We start from the raw sequence: 23337 nt of genomic DNA on the forward strand, positions 1-23337 counted from the left end.
AATGTAAAATTTTTAGGCGTTAGCTTTATTGTTGTTGTTGTTCTCGGACTACTTATTTTTGCTCTCTTACCTCGTTTTCCGAGTTATCAACTGCGCTCTTTTCCGGTGAGTTCTCCGATTGATTTACCTCAAGGTCAATTTGATGGGACTCGTGTTTTTAATCCCGGTTATGCCTCGGAAGACAACTCAGAAAATAACTCTGAAGATGGCAGCAGTGGGCGCAGTCCGCGTCGAGGCGCAGGTCAACTTGATTCGACTTTTTACTATGGTTTTGATACCCAAATTAACCAAAATTTACGGGGTCAATTAACTCCGAAAGTCGTGATGCGTGTGCGATCGCAAGCCCGAGGATTTTGGCGGGTTGTTGCTTTTGATCAATATACGGGTCAAGGGTGGGAAATTTCCCGCAATGATGATGATGAAATGTCTGTGATCAACCGTCCATCTTGGTCTTATCAATTTCTGCTTTACCCTTTCATTACAGCCAGTGAAACCCGAGAAATTGTTCAAAGTTATACGATTATTTCTCAACTCCCAAACTTACTTCCTTCTATGCCTTGGGCAAAAGAAGTGTATTTCCCAACTCAAGAATTAGCAATTGATGCTGAACGAAATTTGCGATCGCCGTTAGATTTGCGAGAAGGAATGACCTATACTGTTGTCTCTCAAGTTCCTTTTCGTAATCGTTCTTTCCTGCAAGAAACTTCAACGAAATACCCCAAGAAAATCACAGATTATTATCTAGAAGTTCCCGAAGAAATTCGAGATAAAGTTCGTCAGAAAACAGAAGAAATCTTACAAAACGTTAATCAAGTTTCCCAAACTAAAATTCCTCTTGATAACCCTTACGAAAAAGCACTCTATCTCGCTCAATACCTCAAACAAAATCCGGTTTATCGTCTTCAAGAAGCACCTCCCTTTTTACGAGAAGATGAAGATTTAGTCGAAGCCTTTTTATTTGGATACAAAGACAGTCCACCCAACGAAACAATTACGGGTGGTTATCCCGATCATTTTGCAACGATTTTAACGATAATGCTGCGTTCTATAGGCATTCCAGCTCGATTAGTGGCGGGATTTGACTCGGGAGAATTTAATCCCTTTACAGGCTTATATATCGTCAAAAATACCGATGCTCATGCCATGACAGAGGTGTATTTTCCTGAGTATGGTTGGTTTGCTTTTAATCCCATTCCTGGTATGGACTTAATACCACCTTCTATCGAAGAAAACCAAACTTTTAGTGCATTGCGTTCATTTTGGCAATGGATAGCGGGTTGGCTACCGTCTCCAGTTACGAGTATTTTACAAACAATATTCGGCACCTTATTCCTGTGGATAGCGCGAAGTATTCGGTGGTTTTTAACTCTGTTTGCTCAGGGCTGGGTGGGTTTATTTACCGCCTTATTCGTGGCATTAGCAGTGAGTTTTTTGGGGTGGTTAGGATTTGATCGCTGGCAAGTTTGGCGTTATCGTCGTTGGTTGTCTAAATTGCCTCCTGAAGAACGTTTTTATCAACAGATGTTGAAGCTTTTAGCGGCAAAAGGATATCAGAAGTCTGCCGCACAAACGCCTTTAGAATATGCTCACTCTATGCAACAATATCATTCTGTCGATGAAACTGAGGTGATTGAGGAAGTTTCTCAGACTTATATGCAGTGGCGATATGGAGGAAAATCAGCCAATTTAAACCAAATGAAAATCTTGATCAATAATTTAAGAAAAGCTCACCTTAAACGGTTGAAAAAACAAAAGCTTAGAGGTTTAAAATAGTTAGATCTAATCGTTTTAGTCATTTAATACTATTCAGGGATGAGGAGAACTCAAGAATGAAACGAATTCTAATTACAGCCGGATTGGTTTTAAACTGTTTCTTTTCCGTACCGATTAATGCTACTCCTTTTAACCCTTTTACTAAAGTCGAATATGATCAAATTCGCCATGGAATGACTTATGAAGAAGTCAAAGCCATTATGGGAGGAGAACCCGGAGAACGGGATCAGGGGTTTCGAGAGAATTCCGATCAAGAAGATGCTCGCACGATGTATCATTGGATTAATCCCGATGGTTCATCCATTACAGTTGTATTTAGTCCAGAAAACGAAGTGATTAATCTGGGTTCTTACAACTTAATGTCTCCCCTACATACAAACTTATCAAGAACAGAAGATGATCGACTCCAAAACTTATATCAAAGTCCTATTACAATAGATTACTATAATCAACTCAAAATCGGGATGACCTATGAGGAAGTCAAAACAGTCATGGGTTCCGAGGGAAAAAGTGACAAAGAACTCTACAATACGAGTGGTGATTCTTCTCAAACTCGCTATCACTGGTTAAACCCAGACAATACGGGTATTAGTGTTGTTTTTGATCAAGATAATCGAGTTCGTTCCATTATTACCCACAATTTAAACGAATATGTCATGGGTGGAGATCCCATTCCCTCTCAAACACCCGAAGGCCAAACTTTAGCCACACGTCAACAATATTATCAACTACAAATGGGAATGACCTATAATCAAGTCTCATCCATCATGGGAACAGAGGGAAAGCCCAATCCAAGTTTCAACCCGGATGGAGACGAAAACTTTAAAACCTCCTATGAATGGATGAATCCTGATGGAAGCGGAATTAAGGTGATTTTCAATATCGATGATCAAGTCACAAAAATTTACGGTTTAGGTTTAGGAGTCGGACTAAGATATTAGTTTGAACAGTCTTGTCAAAAAAACGCTTTTTGATCAAACAGCAATCTTAACAGGTGTTCATGGTGTCAAGAGTGCGGTATATTACCATAACAGTAGGGTAATGACTGCATTAAGGTGACTGCAATCACTTTAATTAGATCCACCGCCAATGGGCGTGGAGTGTGTCACGAGGTACTTGTCACTGCTGTTTAGATCAGTTGGGAGAAAAATATCAATGAAACAATTAGGTCGTTTGTTAGTTCTAGTAGGTTTATTAATAAGTTGTCTAGGATGGGCTGGACATCAGAATGCTTATGCAGCTAATTTGAGTCTGAATAAGTTACCTGTTGTCTCTCCCCTTTTGGCGGTTGAACAACGAAGAAATCGGGCGGACCAAAAGTTAGGCGAATTTGGAGAGAAGCTCGATCTCAACAATAGTTCGATTCGAGAATTTAGACAATTGCGGGGGATGTTTCCCACTCTCGCTTCGATGATTGTTGATCAAGCCCCCTTTGATTCAGTTGAGGATGTCCTCCAAATGGAGGGATTAACAGAGCGTCAAAAACAAATTCTGGAAACTCATTTAGATGAATTTACAGTCACTCCAGTTGCTTCTGTTTTACAAGAAGGAAACTTCCGCTTGAATACAGGAACCTACGACTAGACTGGCTGAGATTTTCAATTCAGGTTTTCGGTTTTGAAAGTAGATTCTGATTAGAAAATAACTCCCGTTAGAGTCTGTCAGCGATAACGGGAGCTTTTAAGTCCCCAGAGAAGTCTTCTCGACAAATAACCCAGTCTGATTCAAAGAAGGTTGAGTGTTTAGCCGAAAAAGTCTCGATTGAGTTAAACCTCAAAGAAACAACAAACTCTAAGAACAGATGCTAGAAAACCATTGTTATTTTTATGAAAAAAATTAAGAATATTATGATCAAGAAATTCTAGGTAGTCGGGGTAAAGCCCGAGCTTCTATAATATCCGGGCATAGCCATCCTTTACCGTGACCCTGAATATGACCCATTTTGATCCATTATCTCCTGTCAATATACCCAACCATTTTGATGTATTAGTCGTCGGGGCAGGAGCCGCAGGTTTATATGCTGCTTTGTGTTTACCGACTCATCTCCATGTGGGTTTAGTCAATAAAGACATCCTTCCCCTGTCCGCTAGTGATTGGGCGCAGGGAGGTATTGCGGCGGCTATTTCTGCTGATGACTCACCTCGTCTGCATTTGAAAGATACTTTGAAAGCTGGAGCAGGTTTATGTGAACAATCTGCGGTTGAATTCTTGGTTTCTCACGGCCCTGAATGTATTCATCGTTTGGTCGAAATGGGAGTCTTGTTTGACCGACATGACCAAAATTTAGCCTTAACTCTAGAAGCCGCTCACTCTCGCCATCGAGTCCTTCATGCGGCAGATACAACCGGTCGAGCGGTGGTTAGTATTCTCGCGGAACAGGTTCTCAACCGCCAAAATATTCAGCTTGTCTGTCCGGCTTTTGCCTTAAACTTGTGGCTAGATCCACAAACGCAACACTGTCAAGGCATTAGTGTCATTTGTAACCGCCAAGTGCGATGGATAGGAGCATCAGCCGTGGTTTTAGCGACAGGAGGGGGGGGACAAGTCTTTTCCCAGACGACAAATCCTAGTGTCAGTACGGGGGATGGAGTGGCGATGGCTTGGCGAGCAGGGACGTTACTGCGAGATTTAGAGTTTGTTCAGTTTCATCCGACAGCTTTGAAAATATCAGGTGCGCCTCGGTTTCTGATTAGTGAGGCGGTTCGGGGAGAAGGTGCCCATTTAATTGATCACCAAGGGAAACGGTTCGCGTTTGAGTATCACCCTGACGGAGAACTCGCTCCCCGAGATGTGGTTAGTCGAGCGATTTTTAATCACTTACAGAAAATGAGAGCGGTTCCGGGAGCCAATTGTGAGAATGTTTGGTTGGATTTACGTCCGATTCCCCCTGAAAAAATTCGCTCTCGTTTTCCGAATATTATTCAAGTTTGTCAGCAGTGGGGAGTGAACTTGTTTGAAGAACCGATTCCGGTTTCTCCGGCGGCTCATTATTGGATGGGTGGAATTTTGACAGATACCCTCAACCAAACTTCGATTCCTGGTTTATATGCAATTGGCGAAACCGCGAGTACGGGTGTACATGGTGCGAATCGTTTAGCGAGTAATTCTTTGCTAGAGTGTTTGGTTTATGGCGCTCAGATGGCTAAACTTCAATGTGCGAATACCAGCATAGATTTACCTGTTTCTTCGGAAGGGATCGAATTTTCTTTGCCTTCGGATTGGCAAGAGCAGTATGATCAGATTAAGGAGATTAAAACCCAGTTACCCGATTTGGTTTGGCAAAGTGCAGGAATTTGTCGCGACGGCCAGATGTTAGATCAGGCTCTCTCTCAAGTTGAAGTTTGGCATCAAACCTTCTTCAATCTTCCTTTGAGTCAGACTTTGTTAACCTTGCAACCGCAACAAACCATTCAGTTTGATCAAACTATCGAGCCTTCCCAGTTGAGAATATGGGGAGAAACCTGTAACTTGCTCGATATTGGATATTTAATTCTTAAAAGTTCTGCCTTTCGACAAGAAAGCCGAGGGGGTCATTATCGTCAAGATTATCCTGAAACCAATCCCAGCTGGCAAGTCCATACTTTAACTCAAGGCGATCAAACATGGAAAGCCCCCTTAATGACCTAGATTTTCAGGAGGAGTGAGGAGTATTTAGTTTGAGTGATTAACGTCCTCCGCCGCTACCATTGGTGTTCGGCGGCTGTTCTTCCGTTTGTTTGACAGGACAGATAATCGAGTCTAGATGACCAGATGTGACCTGACACACATTAAATTCATTCGTTCTATTTTCGGGTTCAAAGCGAGCTTGAGCCGCTTCTACTATCGATAACTGCACACCTGCGATCAGCGCTACAGTCGTTGTCAATCTAATTATGCACCCCATGGAATTTATACCCCTGATTAACTCAACTTACCCACAAGAATTATCAATAGGATTTCTGTTGTGTTTAGTATATCAGTATTTTTACGGAGTTGGTACAAACTTAAATGTTTATCACCCAAAATTTTTTTTCAACGGACGAAAGCTATGACCCTCAGCCTTTAGTCGGAGGTCGGAGAATACTCCTTTTGACTCAAAAAAGTTGAGAAATTCTTCAATAAATTGCTGATTAACGCCGTTTTTAGAGGAAAATTACTGAAAAAGTTTAGCATTTCCTTGAATTGCAGCAAAAGAGTCGTTATAATAGCAACACCCCCTGAAGGTAGAAATACCTGACTTGTTAGACTACATCTTACCCCCACCCCTTTCACAAAATTGTTAATGATTTTTTGGGCATCTTGATTAATGATGCCAGATTTCAATATTCACAAGCTAAATCTTGAGTTTAAATCCTAGATATCCCCGCTAATCTTCTGGGGACGGCTGCACATCAAACTCAGGTGATGAAGTCGCAAACTTATATCTATTCTTCCCCGAACGTTTGGCTTGATACATGGCATCATCCGCCTTTTGAGTGAGAAGATTGAGGTCGTGAGCATCGAGAGGATAGACACTAATCCCAATACTGGTCGTCACAGAGACAACGTGTCCTTCCAAATGAGTTTCTTGATTAATCGTCTGAAGAATTTTTTCAGCAACTTTAGCAACATCAGCTTTACGAGGAATTCCCGGTAAAATGATCGTAAATTCATCTCCTCCTAGCCGAGCCACTGTATCACTACTGCGTAAACAATCATTCAAGCGTTGGGCGACTGTTTTCAACAATAAGTCACCAATATGATGACCCATTGTATCATTAATAATCTTAAAATCATTCAAATCCAAGTAAAATAAAGCCACTAATTTGTTATTATTTGTCGCCCATTCTAAAGATTGAGCGAGACGTTCATAAAAAACTTTACGATTCGCTAAACCCGTCAGTGGATCTTGTTCGGCGTGAACTTTAAGTTGAGCATTATAATGTTCTAATTCCGCCGCAATTCTTTTCAATTCTTCTTCTAAACGCTTGCGTTCAGTAATATCGCGAATAACACCGACTAAAAAGATATTTCCCGCCGCATCTCGATGAATAGAACGTTTCGTGGCAATGAAGCGTGTTATTCCTTGAGCATCAGTCAACTTTTCTTCATTTTCTTGTTCACCCGCTAAATAAAATGCGAGTTCATCTTGTTTCCAAACAATATCAGCTTCTTGTTGGGGAAATAACTCATAATCAGACTTACTGATCAGCGTTTGCATCGGATAACCCACTAACCTACAATAAGCTTGATTAATCACAATTTTGTGATGATTTTTATTCTTCACATAAATCGGATCAGGAATTGTATTAATAACACTGCTCAAAAAATCAGTAGAGCGTTTAAATTCCCCTTGTAAATGAGCTAAATAACCAACCACAACCGCCGCCGAAGCCAACAAAGTTATCAAGGGAGGAACAACAGGAATCCACCATCCATAACAAAAAATCAGATAAGCTCCCCCACTCAAACCCACACTCAGCAATAAAACCAACGTCGTTGAGCGATAAGGCGCTCGTAACTTCCAACACAAACTCGCCCCCACCCAAGACCAACCCAAAATCCACAACCATTCAACGGGATCAGACCAAACCTGAATTTGAGTTCTGTTATCGAGAGCGGTACTGAGAATTTGGCTGACAAAATTCGCCATCAGTTCCACCCCGTACATTTTTTCCCGAGATTGAAACAAACCCCCACTGTAAGACGTGAAGTGAGTATCTTTCACACTCGGAGCAGTTGGGCCAATCAGAACAATGCGATCGCGAATTAACTCTGAGGAGACTCGACCTTCTAATACCTCCGTCATGGAGACTTGACGAAACCGACCCAATGGCCCGCGAAGATTCGCCAGAAATTGATAACCTCCAGCATCAGCGCGTACATAAGCCCCGTCATTTTTACGAAACCGGATAATATTACCTTCTCCAATCGGAAAATCAGAAGCGGGTGCCAAGGAGGGGAGAGAAACCCCTTGATTTTCGAGGTAAATAGTCGCAAGCTTGAGCGGAAAACTCTGAATAATGACATCATCGGGAAACCAAACATGAAGCAAGCCTCGCCGCACAACCCCATCGGTATCTGTCATAAAATTATTGAAACCGACTTGATCTTTCTGTGCAAGAATCGGAGGAGGGTTCACGGCAGCCCCATTTCCGCTTTCAAAAGTTTCAATTCCAACAATATTGGGAATCGTTTGAAAAGCTTTGACTAATTCCGCATAACCGGGTTCAGTGGGTAAATCTCGATAAAGATCAAGACCAATCGCTTGCGGTTCAGCTGCATTAATTTGTTGGAGTAACTGAGCCAGTTTATTATCTGGTATGGGAAAGCCATAAGCTTGTAGGTCTGATTCATCAATTCCGACAATCAGAATGCGCTCATCAATCGGCTCTAAAGGTCGCCAACGAAAAAACAAATCCAGCACAGACCACTCTAGAGGTTGTAGTAACCCTAAAGCCCGCAAAGCAATGACAATTCCTGCAATACTCGAAGAGGTCAAGATCACCCGACGGTTTTGGGAGAACCATCCCGTCAGCGATGCTAATTTTTGCTTATATTTCTGAAATTTTCCAACTCTTGTTCTCAGTATCCAAAGCAACCGTCTAGCTCCTGTCTTGATAATCTAGATCCATTAAGCTTTTGACCCACTTAGGGATGAATCTAGTGTGGTGTGTAGAAAGGATTGGAAAGACTAACTTCCCTGAAAAATTCACACGAGGATAGGCAGATTCGGCTTGCTAGATTGTACGGGTATAGAACAAGGCAATCAGGAACATTTAGAAATCTATTTGTGTTCCTGCAAAATTGAAAGCTGATGGAAAAGTAGATATTGGCTCAATGGTTTGAATCGTTGACCCTGACCTCAAAGTAACACTATCAATTTAACAGTGTTGCTCGTCGTTATTGTGACAAGTCTTCGATAGCTAATTTCACCCTAATATTTAAAATTACGCCGTCCTTGATAACCCGATAAATCAGCCAATTTTTCCAGTGATGCAGTACCGGGATAGAATTGACCGTCAATTTCCCAAGTCGGATATCCTGTTATTCCTGCTTCTTTACAAAGCTGGGGTCGAGGATTTTTACCTTTAGGATCGCATTCTACATAATCGATCATAGCAAATGCTTCTTTACCAAAAAGCTGTTTTTGGTCTTGGCAGTGCGGACACCAGTAGGCACCGTATTCTTTGGCGTTGAGTTGTTGGAGATGACGAGCGAGAGCAAGTTCAGCCGGCCCCGAAGTTGTGGTAATCTCACCGGATTTTGAGGGATTTTCCGTTGTCACAACCTTTATGTCAGCGTTGATACTACCATAAAGACCCAAAGCCCCAATCAGTGTCACCATACCAATCGTTAGACCTGTGAGTAACAGTTGTCCGACATCTTCCCAGTCGTGACCCCAAATACTGAGAACAAACAAACTGACCGCAAACAACGCCGAAGCCACACAGTAGGGACAGAACTCTCCAATCTCGACAACCATAATATTCATCAGGTAGCCGCTAAACACGACCATCGCCGTACTCAGAGCAAACATCAGCAGTCGAGTTTGTTCTTCGAGATTAGCTCGTAGAGATTTTTGAGAGTGAGAGTCAACCAGCAACGGGGCAATGGCAATCACCCCCATACTCAGATAAGCAAGCAAACCAAACAGAGTCAGCGGTAAACCAAAAACACTGGCATAAGGGCTATTTAGCACTTGGTTACACCCGTCTGTCGGGCAAGCCGCAGAACCGCCCGTGAGTTTGACCCAAGTTAGATAGGTTGTCTCGACAACACCGATACTGGCAATAGCAGCCGTGATCGGGCGAGACCAACGATGAATCCAAGGATTAGAACGTTTGGCAATCATCACTTAATTTCAGCTAAAAGAGGACTATCAATTTTAGATCTTATTGACACTCCCAGTCGTAAACAACGGGGATTCTTCGTTCTACGACTCGACTTGCTGAGACAGGATTCCTCCTATCACAGTAGAGGTTGAATCTCCCGAAGCGTTCGGATCTAAGATCCAAGTTCCGGTATGCCCTACCGTACTCAAGGTCGGGAATCGACTTGCCCGCACGCACTTGAGGTCACCTCAAGTGAACGGGCAAGCAGAATTTAGAATATTAATTGCGGCGTTATGATCTCTATCTAACTCACATCCACACTGGCAAACGTGAGTTCGAGTTGATAGAGATTTTTTAACGATTGTTCCACAACTTGAGCAATTTTGAGAAGTATAAGCAGGATTGACGGCAACCGTTACCCTACCAAATTTATTCCCAAAATACTCCAACCATTTTCTAAATTGATACCAACCCGCATCATTAATCGACTTGGCAAGACAATGGTTTTTTACTAAGTTTTTAATCCTTAAATCTTCGTAGGCGACCAAATCGTTAGATTGGATTACGCAACGCGCTATTTTCTTGGCGTGTTCTTCACGTTGCCTACTTATTTTAAGGTGTACTTTGCCTAGTCGTTTAATGGCTTTTAATCGGTTGGCACTGCCAATATTTTTTCGAGAAACACGTCGTTGATAAAAACTTAATTGTTTCTCACTTTTTCTGTAGAAACGGGGATTGGGTTCAGTATTGTTATTGCTATCAGTGTAGAACTCTTTTAGTCCTACATCTAACCCAATTGTTTTCCCTGTTGGTTTTGTTTCTATCTTCACATCAACTTGGATGCAAAATTGAACATAATAACCATCTGCCCTTCTAACCAGTCTTACCCGTTTAATCCGCTCGACGGGATAGAATGCCAAATCCCAAGTTCCGACAAGCTTGAGTTTTCCAATCCCCTTTTTATCGGTGAACTCGATCTGCTTGGGGTCTAGAAGTTTCCAGCCACTCTGTTTATACTCAACAGAACGACTGTTTTTCTTGAATCTTGGATAACCTTTCTTACCAGGAATTTTCTCTCTTGGTGCGCGTTCCTTCTCTTGGTCAGCATTCCCTGGGCGATTAAAAATCGCCGGGGTCTGACCGCTCGCTCCTTGAGAAGGAGCAGGGTCGCACCGCTTTTTACAGTTATCGAAAAACCTAGCAATAGCTGACCAACACCGTTCTACAGATGCTTGACAAGCGTGGGAGTTTAAATCCTTAACAAAAGGGTACATGGCTCGGAGTTCGGTGTTGTAGCGATACAACTCTTTTCTTCCGAGTCCACGATTATCGATCCAATACCGCAAACATGAATTCCGAACAAATTGAGCGGTTCGGATAGCTTCATCGATTGCCTTGTATTGATATGGCTTCCCTTTTACCTTGAATTCGTAAACGATCATTGACGCTAGCTTGTCTGGCGTAGATCAACAATATATCACCCGTAGCTCAGTTTGTGTGCATCGACTTGAGTTAACCGTCGTTAACGACGGGGCTTGTACCCGCTTTCCTTAGTCATTTTGAACTGAGATTTGAGAAGCTAATTCTTGAGAATTGACTAAAATCCTCTGATTGTCTCTAGGATTGAAACCGAAAAACACAGATTTTCATTGAGAGATTGTCCTAGCCCCAGTGGAAACTCAGACTTTTTGTTTGTCTACCTGCCAATTTTCCGGGTCTGGAGAAGCCGATAAACTGCGCTGCATAACTTCCACAAATTGCCGCACTCGACTGGGGTCAATCGGTTGGTCAATCCGTCCGTGTCGCTTCAGAGAACTTGAAACAATCACACCATCTGCGGCTTGAATCAACTTCGGAATATTTTCCCAACTGGCACCACTGCCAATAAATAGCGGAGTCTGACCTGCGGCTTTGCGGGCTAATTCTAAATCCTCCCAACTTGGCGGACTTCCCGTAGACACACCTGAGAGAATCACCCCATCCGCTAAAGCCCGTTCAATCGTTTCTTTGACCACTGAACTTAAATGAGCTAAACCCAAAGGAGTGGCGTGTTTAACCAAAACATCCGCTAAAATTTTGATATCACTCCCGAGTTCTCGTCGATAGCGAAGCAGGCGATGGGCATTGCCTTCGATCAGTCCTTGATCAGTTGCCATCACTCCATTGAGGACATTAACACGAATAAACTGCGCTCCGACACAGGAGGCTATAGCCATCGCACTTTCCGCATCATTGCGTAAGACATTAATGCCTATTGGGACTGTGACCAAGCTCATCAACCGATGTACAATCAGCGTCATTGCACTGACAATCGCCGGATTGACCTGATCTTTGGCAAAGGGAGCATCAAAAAAGTTCTCCACAATAATACCGTTAACACCGCCAGAGGCTAGAGCAGTCGCCTCCTGTTCGGCTCGATCCATCACAGTTTTGAGATTACCTCCCCAGCGGGGAGAGGTCGGCAGCGGTAGTAAATGTACGACACCAATAATCGGATTGGATGTTTGAAAAATTTCCTTTAAGTCCACAGGGTTTACCTTATACCACCAAAATAGAATAGCCAGTTCCTAGTCATCAAAGTCAGGAGATAGGCTACAGTGGCAATTGAATAGACAACGGTTTGAGAAGGTATATCATAAGATTTTATCGGTAACAGTGACACCATAACTAGGGTTCGTCAAAATTCAGAAGTGGGGAGTTCAGGAGGCAGATTCGTGAAAATTGTCCTGATGACTTTAGCGGTTGGGGTTGGATTGCTCATTCTAGCCGAAATTGGGTTAAGAGTCATGTTTGGTTTTGGTAATCCCTTAATTTATCAAGCGGATGAGGATATTGGCTATCTGTTAGTTCCTGATCAGAAAACGCGACGGTTTGGCAACCGCATCGAGATTAACCAGTATTCTATGCGAAGTTCCCCGATTACGACCGTTCCCGACTCCACAACTTTACGCATTTTGTTATTGGGAGATTCGATTGTCAATGGGGGATGGTGGACTGATCAATCGGATATCATCTCGGAAATGCTCAGTCAACAATTGACTCAAACCTTAGATAAACAGACTCCCGAACACCGGATAGAAGTTTTGAATATTGCGGCTAACTCCTGGGGGCCACCGAACCAACTCGCTTACTTACGAAAATTTGGGACGTTTCAAGCGGCTTGTTTGGTTCTGATGATCAATACAGATGATTTATTTACTAAACCTCCTAACCCTAACCTGGTGGGGGTTGATCGCAACTATCCCGACCATCGACCGATTTTAGCCTTACAAGAACTCTTGAACCGTTTTCGTCCACCTCAACCCTCGTCTATGACTAATTCTGACTCTAATCAGCAACCCTCTGATCCTGTCAGCTATAATCTTCAAGCGATTGAGGAAATTAGAGACATTGCCACTCAACAGGAAATTCCTTTTTTATTAGCGATGACTCCTCTATTGCGGGAAATTGGCAGTCCTGGCCCCCGTGATTATGAAATTAAGGCTCGTCAGCGTTTAACTGAGTTGACTCAATCTCAAAAAATCTTTTATATCGATTTTTTACCGCTTTTTAATTCAATAAATGAACCCAAATCTTTCTACCGAGATCATATACATTTGAGTGTTCAAGGCAATCAATTCGTTACCCAAAAATTGACTCAAACCTTACAAGAACAGATGAAAATATCAGTCAATTTTGATCAGTAAATCTTCCGAACAATATCAGCCAATTTTCAGCTTTAGTTTATATCTTCTGTGTTAATTTTTGCTCAACTTTTGTCATTAAGTCAAATGGAAAGCCTGCTTCTCGATATAAATAAGCTGGGATTTTCTCTTTGATTTCTTCATGTAACTGAGGTAGTTCACTCCAGTGTCTACCGCATTGAAGATGATGAGTAGTGTGGTAACCCAAATTACAGGTGAAAAAGTTATACCAGCGATTGGTAATGTTGTAGCTTGCTTGATATGGGTCTTGCTGATCTAATCCAGCGTGATGATCATAAGTTACATAAACAACCATAAATAACAAGATGACCATCGGAATAATAAATATAATCAACGTATTAATCCAATTGATTGTGGAAAGTAAGCTTAAAATTAATGCTGTTAGCAACAGATTTTGAATCAGCTTGTTACGAGATTTATGATGCTTTTCCCCTACTTTTAATGCTGTAGGATAAGCCAGAAAGCCAACCTTTAAAGTATATTCCAGACGTGGCATTAATCTACCTTGGGAGGTTTTCCAAGCAGATTCATCTCTAGATTGATCTAAATAGTTAAGATGATGCCCAAGGGTATGATGTAAAACCCAAGCTTCTCCAACAATTCCCGTGTGCAACCCCATGATAAGTTCGATTAGACGATTAGCCCAGTCAACAGTAAAGAACTTGTAGTGTTGGTGATTATGGTTCCAACTACAAATCCATCCCTTAATGTTGAGGCTTAAGAGCATCCAGATGATCGGGAGCAACACAGAAGGGCTAAACAGAAAAATGACTAGATCGATCCCTAAAACTAGCAAAATAGTGGCGATAGGATAGCAATCAATTTTCTTTCTAACAAGCATATTTAAGGTAGGTAGTTGGACAAGCTTTAAGTTGCTTAATTCTACAGGTTTCCATTAATTCCACCATTCCTAAGAATAAGCGACCTGCCAACAACTATACCACCTTTCCTTGGGCGGGAAAAGTTGTTTTCATTAATTCCACTATTCGGAAGAATAGCGACTTTAGATGGTCTTTCTAAATCTTATCGAAAGCATTGTGAAGTGAAAATTTAATCCGCGTAACAATTCCGCTTTAAAATTAATATGATCATCAAATCTTATTTCAGAAGTTTTGTATCAAAATTAAACTATTCTGCATCAGAAACTAATCCCTAAATTTAAAAGCCTCACATCCTTTGTTGAGTTTTTTTTGATCAAACGGTAAACTTTTGGAAAATAATTCAAAGCTATAGCGCTACTTGAATCGGGAATAGGGAACAGGGAATAGGGAACAGCGGTGCGACTAGGCGCGATTCTCAATCCGCTCTGCGTAACGCGCACCAAGAGAGGGAACAGCAGACTATGAAAGCGGTGTGACCCTGCGGCTTTGTAAGCCGCCAAGGAATGCACACGCCTGAGAGGGTTTCAGAATTTAGAAATGTCCTAACCAATTTGCGTAGTGCTATAACTCTAACATATTCCTATTTTCGGTAAAAAATAAATAGTATCGTTAATTTTTAGTTTCATAATTAAAACTGTTGTAAAAACTCTAACAATTCTCTTTTAGAATAATCTTTATTATCATCAACAACAAACTCTTTATTTTCGTCTATACATTTAAAAAATCTAAAACGAAATACCCCGGTTAGATACAAAGCTTCTCTGTAAAATGAAGTTAATTGGGCTAGATCATTAAACGCTTTCTCATAAAACTCTTTTATTGTTAAATCAGGCATTTTAAATTCGGATGTTAAATGGCTACTAAAAGGGATTATAGATGTACATTCCCAATCATCTAACGAAAAAACAATATTCCAATACGTTTCTGTTGAAGTTATTTTAATTTTCATAATTTAATCAATCAAAACACTTTGCAGAATAGATCTTTAATTCATATCATGTCCGCGTCTGTCAAAACCCTCAAACTCAAGACACCTCAAATTACCTGACGGACTTGTTCAGAGACGGTATTAAAAGTATTGAAATGTCTCTCCTGGTAGGTTTTTGGCGCGGGTTTGACCAACACGCCCCGTTTCAGCAAAAAATCTGCGATTTGCTCACCCGGTATAGGTTTAGAGAAGAAATAACCCTGTCCTGAGTCGCACTCTAGCGATCGCAGTTTTTCCAGTTGTTGACGAGTTTCTATCCCTTCTGCAACTGTTGCAAAACCGAGAGCGCGCGCCAAAGTAACAATCGAGTGAATAATACAGCGCTCTCGCGTTCCTAGATCAAGAGTCTCCACAAACGAACGATCAATCTTGATCACATTCAGGGGAAATTGATGCAAATATCTCAAAGATGAAAATCCCGTTCCAAAATCATCCAAACTGATTTCAATGCCGCGCTGTTGAATTTCTTTTAATATTTTTGCCGCAATTGTGGTATTTTCAATTAAGCTGCTTTCCGTCAGTTCGAGCTTGAGACAATGAGGAGGAATTTGAGTGGTTTGCAAAGTGTGGTCGAGCAGGTTGAGCAGAGAAGATTCTCGTAACTGCCGACCGGAAATATTGATACTAAAATATAGGTTAGTCACATCAGGATAATGCGATCGCAACTGCTGAAATTGAATGCAGGCTTGCTGTAAAACCCATTCACCGATCTCATTAATCTGTCCCGTATCTTCAGCAATAGAAATAAACTCCGAAGCCGAGATCAGACCTTTTTTGGGATGGTGCCAACGGCTAAGAACCTCAAACCCTTCTATGATTAAATGGTCTTGAGAATTGTCTCGCAAACTGACAATGGGTTGATAGTAAAGATGCAGTTCTTGATTGGCGATCGCTTGGCGCAAAGCGTTCTCTAATTCGACGAGATGCAGAACTTGATCGTACATCGAGCGATCAAACACTTCATAACAGCCTTTGCCATCGGCTTTCGCACGATACATAGCAATATCGGCATCTCGCACAACCTCTGTCCCATTTTGGTAGTTTGGTGTGCTAAAAACAATCCCGATGCTGGTACTGGTAAAAATTTCGTGATGCTCCAATTGAACAGCAGAAGTCAATTGCTCTTGAATTCGTTGGGTAATATTCAAAACATCTTGCCAGTCTTGAACATCTTCTACAAGAATTGTGAACTCGTCCCCACCCAGTCGAGCTACAGAATCAATATCCCGTACAGATCCGGTGAGAATGCGGGAAATTTGCATCAAAAGTTGATCGCCAATTAAATGTCCGAGAGTATCATTAATACGTTTAAAATCATCTAAATCAATAAATAGGACAGCAAACCGATAATTATTGTGGCGGTTTCTCTTTTTAATCGCCATTTCTAATCTCTGCATGAAATAAGTGCGATTGGCCAGTCCGGTTAACGAATCGTGTAGGGTTTCGCGAACCAAATGAGCTTCTGCGCGTTTGAGGTTGGTAATATCTTCGGCAATACCCGCAACCCGATAAACTTCACCTTTGTCATCAGTTACGGGAAAGCCGCGATCGCGAATCCAACGGACTGTTCCGTCGGGATGTACCACGCGATACTCTTCATCAAAAGATCCCAAAATCGCTTTTTCTGTAAACGCTTTTTCTACCCGTTCGTGATCGTCAGAATGAATGGACGACAGCCATTCCCAAGGATTCTCGTAGAGGGACTCACAAGTTTTTCCCCAAATTGTGGCAAAGGCAGGGCTGACATATTCGATCGCTGTAAACTGTTTTGAGGTAGCATCATAACCCATCAGCCAAAACACCTCTTGAATGTGTTCTGAGAGCTGACGAAATTTGCTTTCGCTTTCTCGCAAACTCTCCTCAATGCGCTGGCGCTCGGCAATTTCTTGCTGCAAAGCGTGATTAATTTCGCTCAGTTGTGCGGTTCTCTCTTCAACCCGTTTCTCTAATTCATTATTAAGATGTTGGATTTGAGTCCGGGAAAAGTATCGTTCCAGTTGACTTTGAATGCGAACCAGCATCTCTTCAATTTGAAACGGTTTAGTAATATAGTCAACCCCACCAACTCTAAAGGCTTCGACTTTATCAAAAGGTTCGTGTAAAGCACTAATAAAAATGACCGGAATTTCCCGCGTCAGAGAATCTTGTTTGAGTTGCTGACAGACTTCATAACCCGATAAATCCGGCATCTTGATATCGAGTAAAATCAAATCCGGTGGAGCGGCTCGCGCCGAAGCGATCGCCAATGTTCCATTTGTAACGCTCCGAACATCATAACCGCGATTAGATAAAGCGTTGGAAATGAGTCTGAGAGACTCTAGGGTGTCATCAGCAACTAAAATATCTGGAACTTTACCAAAGAACAAATTGGGACTCATGGTTGGTTAGTCTTGTCTACCAAATGAATAATTTCGGAAAATTGATAGTTATGCACCATCTGTTTCAACGCTGTCGCAATTGCGGGGTGTTGCTGGGAAATCTCTTCAATCAGAGCCAACAGAGGAACGGGTTTGGCGATTGTAGCTGCTGTGGTCAATTTTTGGAGCCAGTCGTCCGGCATTCCAGCCAAAGCATCCGCCCTTAACAATGATGGCGATTGCTCCTGATCTGCCGATTTGAGGGTATCTTGATATACGAAGATTATACCCAAGTGTTCGGTTAATTTCTCGAATATTAAGTCTTTTTTAACAGGCTTCCTGATCAAATCATCGCACCCTTTAGAAAGAAGGATTTCCCGATCTTCTTCAAAAACGCTGGCGGTAAGGGCAATAATGGTAGTCGCTTGTCCGTGAAGGTGGGATTTAATTTCCTGGGTGGCATCATACCCATCCAAAACGGGCATTCGCATATCCATCCAAATCAAATGGGGTCGCCACTCCTGCCAAATGTCCACGGCTTCCCGTCCGTTGGTGGCTTCCCGCAGTTCAAACCCGAAGGGAGCCAAGAGTTTAACTAAAAATTGGCGATTTGTCCAGCGATCATCAGCGACTAAAATGCGATAAGTCGGCTGTCCTGGGGCGATCGCGATTGCCACTTTTTGCGGTCGAGAAGCAGGGATGGAGGCATCAGAAGACACCTCGATAGGAATTTCTAGGGTAAAGGTCGTTCCCTGACCGAATTGGCTTTGTACGGTTAAATTTCCCCCCATCAGGCGAGCAAATTGTTGGCTGATGGTTAACCCCAAACCTGTTCCCTCTTGATTATGCTGCGTTTGAGTGAAGGAAGCAAAAATCGCCTCTAAGTCTTCTGGAGCAATACCCTGACCTGTATCGGTGACATCGATTTGCATCCGTCTTTGATTTGACAGACATCGAGCCTGGACGGTAATACTCCCAGCTTGGGTGAACTTGACTGCATTTCCAACCAAGTTGATTAAAATTTGCCGCAATTTTCTGTCGTCGCCGTGCAGGTATTGAGGAACGTTATCCTCCCAATGGACTTGCAAGAATAATCCGTGCGCTTCGCATCGCTGGCTGAACATGGCATAGAGTTGATTGAAAAGCAGGTGCAGATCAAAGTGAGCCGAATTCACAATGGTTTTACCTGCTTCAATTTTGGCAAGATCTAAGACCTCATTAATTAACTCTAGTAGATGCTCGGCACTGTAGCGGATTGTCTGTAAATATTCTTGTTGGGTTTGGGTTAAATTTGATTGATAGTCAAACAGTTGAATAAAGCCTAAAATCGCATTCAGCGGCGTTCGTAATTCGTGGCTCATATTAGCCAAGAATCGGCTTTTCGCTTGGTTGGCAACCTCTGCATCTTGTTTGGCTTTCTGAAGTTCTTGAAATTTCTCGCTCAACGTTTCGGCCATCTGTTGGAAGTTACGCATTAAAGAAGCCAGTTCAATTGCTGGACTTTTCGACCAATAAATGGGTTGTTTTTCTAAAAGACGATCAGGGAGGTTGGTTGTAACGTAGGTAAGTTGGGATAAGGGTTTGACTAACTGACGGCTAATCAAAGTTGCTAAAACCAGAGCAAGACCTGAAATTGCCAGTAAGATTGCTAAAGCTTGGATGTGGATTCTTTGTACGGCATAAACGTAAGGTCTAGCTGGAGATTCAAGAATGAGAATCCAAGGTGTAATCGATTCGGGAACGGTTTCACGAATAAAAAATGAGTTCGTCCAGCGCACCATAAACAGGGGACTGCCCTCTGTTGGCAACCATTGATAAGTCCCTTCCTTCAGGGGAACTATTTCTCCGGTTTGGCGTTTATCGAAAGGAGTTCCTTGAGTTTGTTCGGTTCGGGTACTGCTGATCATGTTATAGTCTCGATCTACTAAAGTCGCTTGCAGTTGGGATTCTTCAAGGGATTCTCGGATGAGAGATTCTAGAGAAGTCAGATCGATTTCCCCCCAAACATTGCCCCAGACTTTTCTATCTTGAATTATGGGCTGTTTGAGAAGAATCCGATTTCCAGAGGCACGATCAAGACTACCGACGAATAACTCGGACTTTGTTGGCTGCTCAGAAGCGGGGAAATTGTTAATCTGTAGGGGCTGTTTTTGTTGGGGAGGAGATACGGCGATCATCCGATCACGATTATCAATAATGGCAAGATGGTGAAAGTCTGTGACGAGGTTGCGGGTGCTATCAAGTTCCTGTTGGAGTAAGGCGGGATCGCTTCTTGAAGCAGAAGCAACTTTGGCGATCGCATTTAATCCTTCTTGGTGTTGCTCGTACCAATTGCGGATCAGAACATGAAGGTGATGGGAAGTGGTTTGTAGCTGTAGATGCTGTTCGGTATTGATATTATCAACCACTTGATGACTATCGGCTGCCATAAAAAAGAGGGTGGGGAAAAAAACAAAGGCAACTAGAATATTGAACAGGGTTTGTTGCAGGGAAAGCAAACTCAGGGCGGGCGATCGCGAAAACCAGCGAGGAATAGGCGTATAGGTGAGAATTAAACAGGCGCTCAAGGCGTTGAAAATACCATTAACGGACTGCTTAAGCATGATGATTGGAACTTGTATCGGATCGATCTTTAAGACTTGTCCGTAGAAGAAGATCACAAGCGGGATGCCGATCATCAGCCAATATATACCATCTAGCAGTGCTAAATTCTGTTTGTAGCGACGGTAGAGAATGCTAACAAAAAGAAATTCCCCGGTAAAAATAATAATTGCATAGGGATGTTTCCAGAGAAAATAGGTTATGCTTGCCGCAGCGATCGCCGCCACTAAGCCCCATCTCTCTCCATACAAGCAGAGGACAAGCCAAACCGCGATCGTGCCAAACAGGAAATCGATATGAAAGAAAAAAGACCAGCGAAAGTAATTTCCTAATATCCCGAATGCAATTAATAAGATTCCGCCCAAGATGTCTTTAGACAATATTAATGATTTTGATGGGTTTAAACTCATCTTGACCTCTATTCTTGAGACCTTTCCTAACAATAGGTTTGCGATCGCCAAAACCACCGGGAAGAAAAAAAGCCAATGATCGGTTTTTCGATACCGTAGAATACGTGATAAACTGCTAGTTAAACTGAGAACGGTTTCGCTTGGGATAGCCAGGACTAGGGCAAATCCATCCTTCAACCCTAACCACTAGATGAGTATCTCGACCTCGGTACTGACAGATTTGGTGCAAATCCTGCCCAAACTGCGGCCCCAAATTTATTTTAAATCATCCTTAACGGCTCTTTCTCATGCGATGGAAGATCAGGTTTTAGCGGGAACCGACGGGCCGCTTGTGATTGCCACTTTTCAACGAGAGCGGTTTTATCGTCAAGAGGCTCACCGCTATCGACGCATCGCTCAACATAGCGATCAGGTTTATATTATGGCAGCCCCAGAAACAGAGTTCAAAAACTCATCGGTTGGGCCTGAAATTGTGGCGTTTGCTGCCGAAGAACAGTTAAGCCAAGAATGGAATTTAGTGGTTCTTGGTCAACATTACTCAACCTGTCTGGCTTGTGTGGAACGGCAGAACTTAGCCGACAAGTCTCAGATTCCTGAACAACTGGCGATGGATCAGGCACGACCCTTTGAAGGCATTTGGACTAGCGATCGCAATGTTTGCTTACTTGTTGCCCAACTTTTGTTAGATCGGATTGTCTATTATCGTCCTGAACTGCGTGCTAAAGTCGAACAAGCTTTCAAGGTTTACGGCATTATTCCGGCCTCTAGAAAACGCCAAAAATCCACCTCTCGTTCTTCTCAAAAACAACCGTCCGCCCCGCCTCCAAACAAACAATCAGACTTATCTGCTTCTCAATTTAGCGATGCGTTTGCTCACCGCTTAGTCACCTATTTACAAGCGGGTCAACACAAACTATTACGAGTTTACCGTTCTCTAGCCGCTCAAGAACGCAAAGAACGCTTAGTCAACTCGATCACCCACGCCATTCGACAATCCCTCAATCCCCACGAAATCATCAAAGTCGCCACCCAAGAACTCGGGGAAGCGATGCAAGCGTCACGGTGTTTAATTTATCGGTGTAAGTTCACAGATGAAGTGGTTGTCCTCACTCATGAATATCTCTGCTGTCAGCCGACGGACAACGGCGTATCGCCAGTGGAATCCCTGATCGAACAAACCTGGCCCCTGCAAGCCAATCCTCTGTTTCAAACCGTTGTCAACTATCAAGATCGAGTGTATCTAACTGATACTTCTCTGTCTAGAGAAACTGATGTCAAATCTCCAAAAAATAGTGATCTTCAGCCAGAACTGTTACAGTCAGAAGTTCAAAATACAATCAAACAACTAGCTGTGACTTGGCAAATTCGGGGTTGGTTAATGGTGCCGATCTTGTATCAGGGAAAATTACTAGGAATGGTGGAATTACATCAATGTACCCCTGAATCTCCAAGTTGGAAAGAAGATGAACTTGCCTTAGTCGATGCGATCGCGACTCAACTGAGTGCAGCTTTAATTCAAGCCCAAACCTACGCAAATCTCGAAGATCTCAATCAACAATTAGAAGCCTTAGAACGAACTCGAAGTAATTTAATTGCCATTACCGGACATGAACTTCGCACTCCATTATCAACGATTCAAGTGTGTTTAGAAACCCTCAGTCAAGAACCGGATATGTCGTTAGAACTGCGACAGGTGATGTTAGAAACAGCTTTAACAGATGCCGAACGGCTGAGAAAATTAGTGCAGGATTTCCTCACACTGTCTAATCTTGAGAGTGGACGAGTAGATTGGAACCCCGAAACTTTACCGTTGAGAGAATGTGTTGATTTAGCGGTGAGTGGACTTCGTTCGCGTTTTTCTGAGGCTGTATTACCGGGAATTGAAACTAATGTTACGGATGATTTGCCCTTAGTAAAAGCCGATGGGGAATGGTTAGTTGAATTACTGTCAAAATTATTAGATAATGCTTGTAAGTTTACCAGTCCTGAAGGAAAAGTAACTGTTCAAGCCAAACGTAATGGCAATCAAATGTTAGAAGTAACAGTAGCCGATACCGGACGAGGAATTGAACCGAACCGTTTAGAAGCGGTTTTTGATCGCTTTTATCAAGAAGAAGGTTCACTCAGACGTACTGTGGGAGGAACAGGTTTAGGACTGGCAATTGGGAAGCAAATTGTTACAGGTTGGGGTGGACAAATTTGGGCGAATTCTCCGGGAAAAAATCAAGGTAGTGAGTTTCATTTTACGGTTCCCTTCGTAGAAGCAGAAGTGGAAGTCAAATAAGAAGAGGGGGAATATCAGTCACCCGTCACTGTAATGTGTAACGGTTCTTTACGATCGCTCTAGATTCGGCAAAATCAGTGATACGATGCCGTAAAAACATTACTATAGACCTTCTATGGCAGAACAACTGACTGGAAAACCCCCGATTTTCGGCGGTAGCACAGGCGGCTTACTCTCCAAAGCCGAAATCGAAGAAAAGTACGCGATCACCTGGACTAGCCCCAAAGAGCAAGTCTTTGAAATGCCCACAGGTGGCGCTGCTATTATGAATGAAGGTGAAAACCTGTTATATCTAGCCCGCAAAGAACAATGTCTCGCTTTAGGAACTCAATTGCGGACAAAATTCAAGCCCAAAATTGAAGACTTTAAAATCTACCGTATTTATCCAAACGGCGAAATGGAATACTTACATCCGAAAGATGGCGTATTCCCTGAAAAAGTTAATGAAGGTCGCGATTTCTACGGTAAAATCGAGCGTAATATCGGAGCTAATCCTGATCCAGCTAAAGTCAAATTTAGCGGAAAAGCAACTTACGAAGTGTAATG

At 42.5% G+C, this 23337-nt stretch carries 16 protein-coding genes; 7 read left to right on the top strand and 9 right to left on the bottom strand.

The window, feature by feature from the left end; all coding sequences use genetic code 11:
* The 4 genes from L8106_RS26820 to nadB form a co-directional block, all read left to right on the top strand.
* Positions 1–1773 (top strand): transglutaminaseTgpA domain-containing protein (locus tag L8106_RS26820; RefSeq protein WP_009787685.1); only part of this gene is annotated, 1773 nt, incomplete at its 5' end.
* A 56-nt stretch (positions 1774–1829) separates the two neighbouring features.
* Positions 1830–2714 (top strand): hypothetical protein, encoded by an 885-nt coding sequence (locus L8106_RS26825; protein WP_009787686.1) that lies wholly within the window; start codon positions 1830–1832, stop codon positions 2712–2714.
* Positions 2715–2928: 214 nt separating this feature from the next.
* Positions 2929–3357: a photosystem II complex extrinsic protein PsbU gene (gene psbU, locus L8106_RS26830; RefSeq protein WP_009787687.1), complete on the top strand. Its 429-nt coding sequence runs from the start codon at positions 2929–2931 to the stop codon at positions 3355–3357.
* Positions 3358–3705: 348 nt separating this feature from the next.
* Positions 3706–5400: an L-aspartate oxidase gene (gene nadB, locus L8106_RS26835; protein ID WP_039897372.1), complete on the top strand. Its 1695-nt coding sequence runs from the start codon at positions 3706–3708 to the stop codon at positions 5398–5400.
* A gap of 37 nt (positions 5401–5437) precedes the next feature.
* Here the strand turns inward: nadB and L8106_RS32655 are convergent, their stop codons facing one another.
* From L8106_RS32655 to btpA, 5 genes are all read right to left on the bottom strand, one after another.
* Positions 5438–5638 carry a hypothetical protein gene (locus L8106_RS32655; protein ID WP_009787689.1) on the bottom strand — a complete coding sequence of 67 codons (201 nt, stop codon included), beginning with the start codon at positions 5636–5638 and terminating at the stop codon, positions 5438–5440.
* Between the two features lie 480 nt (positions 5639–6118).
* Positions 6119–8332, bottom strand: coding sequence for a CHASE2 domain-containing protein (locus L8106_RS26840; RefSeq protein WP_009787690.1), 2214 nt, complete (start codon positions 8330–8332; stop codon positions 6119–6121).
* Positions 8333–8668: 336 nt separating this feature from the next.
* Complete coding sequence (locus L8106_RS26845) at positions 8669–9586, bottom strand: vitamin K epoxide reductase family protein (protein ID WP_009787691.1); 918 nt, start codon at positions 9584–9586, stop codon at positions 8669–8671.
* A gap of 228 nt (positions 9587–9814) precedes the next feature.
* Complete coding sequence (locus tag L8106_RS26850) at positions 9815–11008, bottom strand: RNA-guided endonuclease TnpB family protein (protein ID WP_009787692.1); 1194 nt, start codon at positions 11006–11008, stop codon at positions 9815–9817.
* Positions 11009–11245: 237 nt separating this feature from the next.
* Positions 11246–12094, bottom strand: a complete 849-nt coding sequence (gene btpA / locus L8106_RS26855; RefSeq protein ID WP_009787693.1) for a photosystem I biogenesis protein BtpA — start codon at positions 12092–12094, stop codon at positions 11246–11248.
* 186 nt (positions 12095–12280) lie between these two features.
* Between btpA and L8106_RS26860 the strand changes: the two genes are divergently transcribed.
* Positions 12281–13252, top strand: coding sequence for an SGNH/GDSL hydrolase family protein (locus L8106_RS26860; protein ID WP_232228581.1), 972 nt, complete (start codon positions 12281–12283; stop codon positions 13250–13252).
* A gap of 37 nt (positions 13253–13289) precedes the next feature.
* Here L8106_RS26860 and L8106_RS26865 read toward each other — a convergent pair whose 3' ends face one another.
* The 4 genes from L8106_RS26865 to L8106_RS26880 form a co-directional block, all read right to left on the bottom strand.
* Positions 13290–14111, bottom strand: a complete 822-nt coding sequence (locus L8106_RS26865; protein WP_009787695.1) for a fatty acid desaturase — start codon at positions 14109–14111, stop codon at positions 13290–13292.
* Between the two features lie 668 nt (positions 14112–14779).
* Complete coding sequence (locus L8106_RS26870; RefSeq protein WP_009787696.1) at positions 14780–15100, bottom strand: hypothetical protein; 321 nt, start codon at positions 15098–15100, stop codon at positions 14780–14782.
* A gap of 86 nt (positions 15101–15186) precedes the next feature.
* Entirely contained in the window at positions 15187–17517 is a 2331-nt protein-coding gene (locus L8106_RS26875; RefSeq protein ID WP_009787697.1) for an EAL domain-containing protein, read from the bottom strand.
* A complete protein-coding gene (locus L8106_RS26880; RefSeq protein WP_198013006.1) occupies positions 17514–20477 on the bottom strand; it encodes a hybrid sensor histidine kinase/response regulator in 2964 nt (987 codons plus the stop codon). Before L8106_RS26880 ends, L8106_RS26875 begins: the two co-directional genes overlap by 4 nt.
* A gap of 220 nt (positions 20478–20697) precedes the next feature.
* On the opposite strand from L8106_RS26880, the gene L8106_RS26885 reads away from it, so the two are divergent.
* Complete coding sequence (locus L8106_RS26885; RefSeq protein WP_009787699.1) at positions 20698–22791, top strand: DICT sensory domain-containing protein; 2094 nt, start codon at positions 20698–20700, stop codon at positions 22789–22791.
* 115 nt (positions 22792–22906) lie between these two features.
* Complete coding sequence (locus tag L8106_RS26890) at positions 22907–23335, top strand: photosystem I reaction center subunit II PsaD (RefSeq protein WP_009787700.1); 429 nt, start codon at positions 22907–22909, stop codon at positions 23333–23335.
* The last annotated feature ends 2 nt before the right edge of the window (positions 23336–23337 follow it).

Origin of the sequence: Lyngbya sp. PCC 8106, assembly GCF_000169095.1 — a bacterium.
GTDB lineage: Bacteria > Cyanobacteriota > Cyanobacteriia > Cyanobacteriales > Microcoleaceae > Capilliphycus.

Coding starts and splice junctions, on each gene's coding strand:
- L8106_RS26850 (WP_009787692.1), bottom strand. CDS start 11,008: ATGATCGTTTACGAATTCAAGGTAAAAGGGAAGCCATATCAATACAAG.
- L8106_RS26845 (WP_009787691.1), bottom strand. CDS start 9,586: ATGATTGCCAAACGTTCTAATCCTTGGATTCATCGTTGGTCTCGCCCG.
- L8106_RS26865 (WP_009787695.1), bottom strand. CDS start 14,111: ATGCTTGTTAGAAAGAAAATTGATTGCTATCCTATCGCCACTATTTTG.
- L8106_RS26885 (WP_009787699.1), top strand. CDS start 20,698: ATGAGTATCTCGACCTCGGTACTGACAGATTTGGTGCAAATCCTGCCC.
- L8106_RS26825 (WP_009787686.1), top strand. CDS start 1,830: ATGAAACGAATTCTAATTACAGCCGGATTGGTTTTAAACTGTTTCTTT.
- psbU (WP_009787687.1), top strand. CDS start 2,929: ATGAAACAATTAGGTCGTTTGTTAGTTCTAGTAGGTTTATTAATAAGT.
- nadB (WP_039897372.1), top strand. CDS start 3,706: ATGACCCATTTTGATCCATTATCTCCTGTCAATATACCCAACCATTTT.
- L8106_RS26870 (WP_009787696.1), bottom strand. CDS start 15,100: ATGAAAATTAAAATAACTTCAACAGAAACGTATTGGAATATTGTTTTT.
- L8106_RS26875 (WP_009787697.1), bottom strand. CDS start 17,517: ATGAGTCCCAATTTGTTCTTTGGTAAAGTTCCAGATATTTTAGTTGCT.
- L8106_RS26890 (WP_009787700.1), top strand. CDS start 22,907: ATGGCAGAACAACTGACTGGAAAACCCCCGATTTTCGGCGGTAGCACA.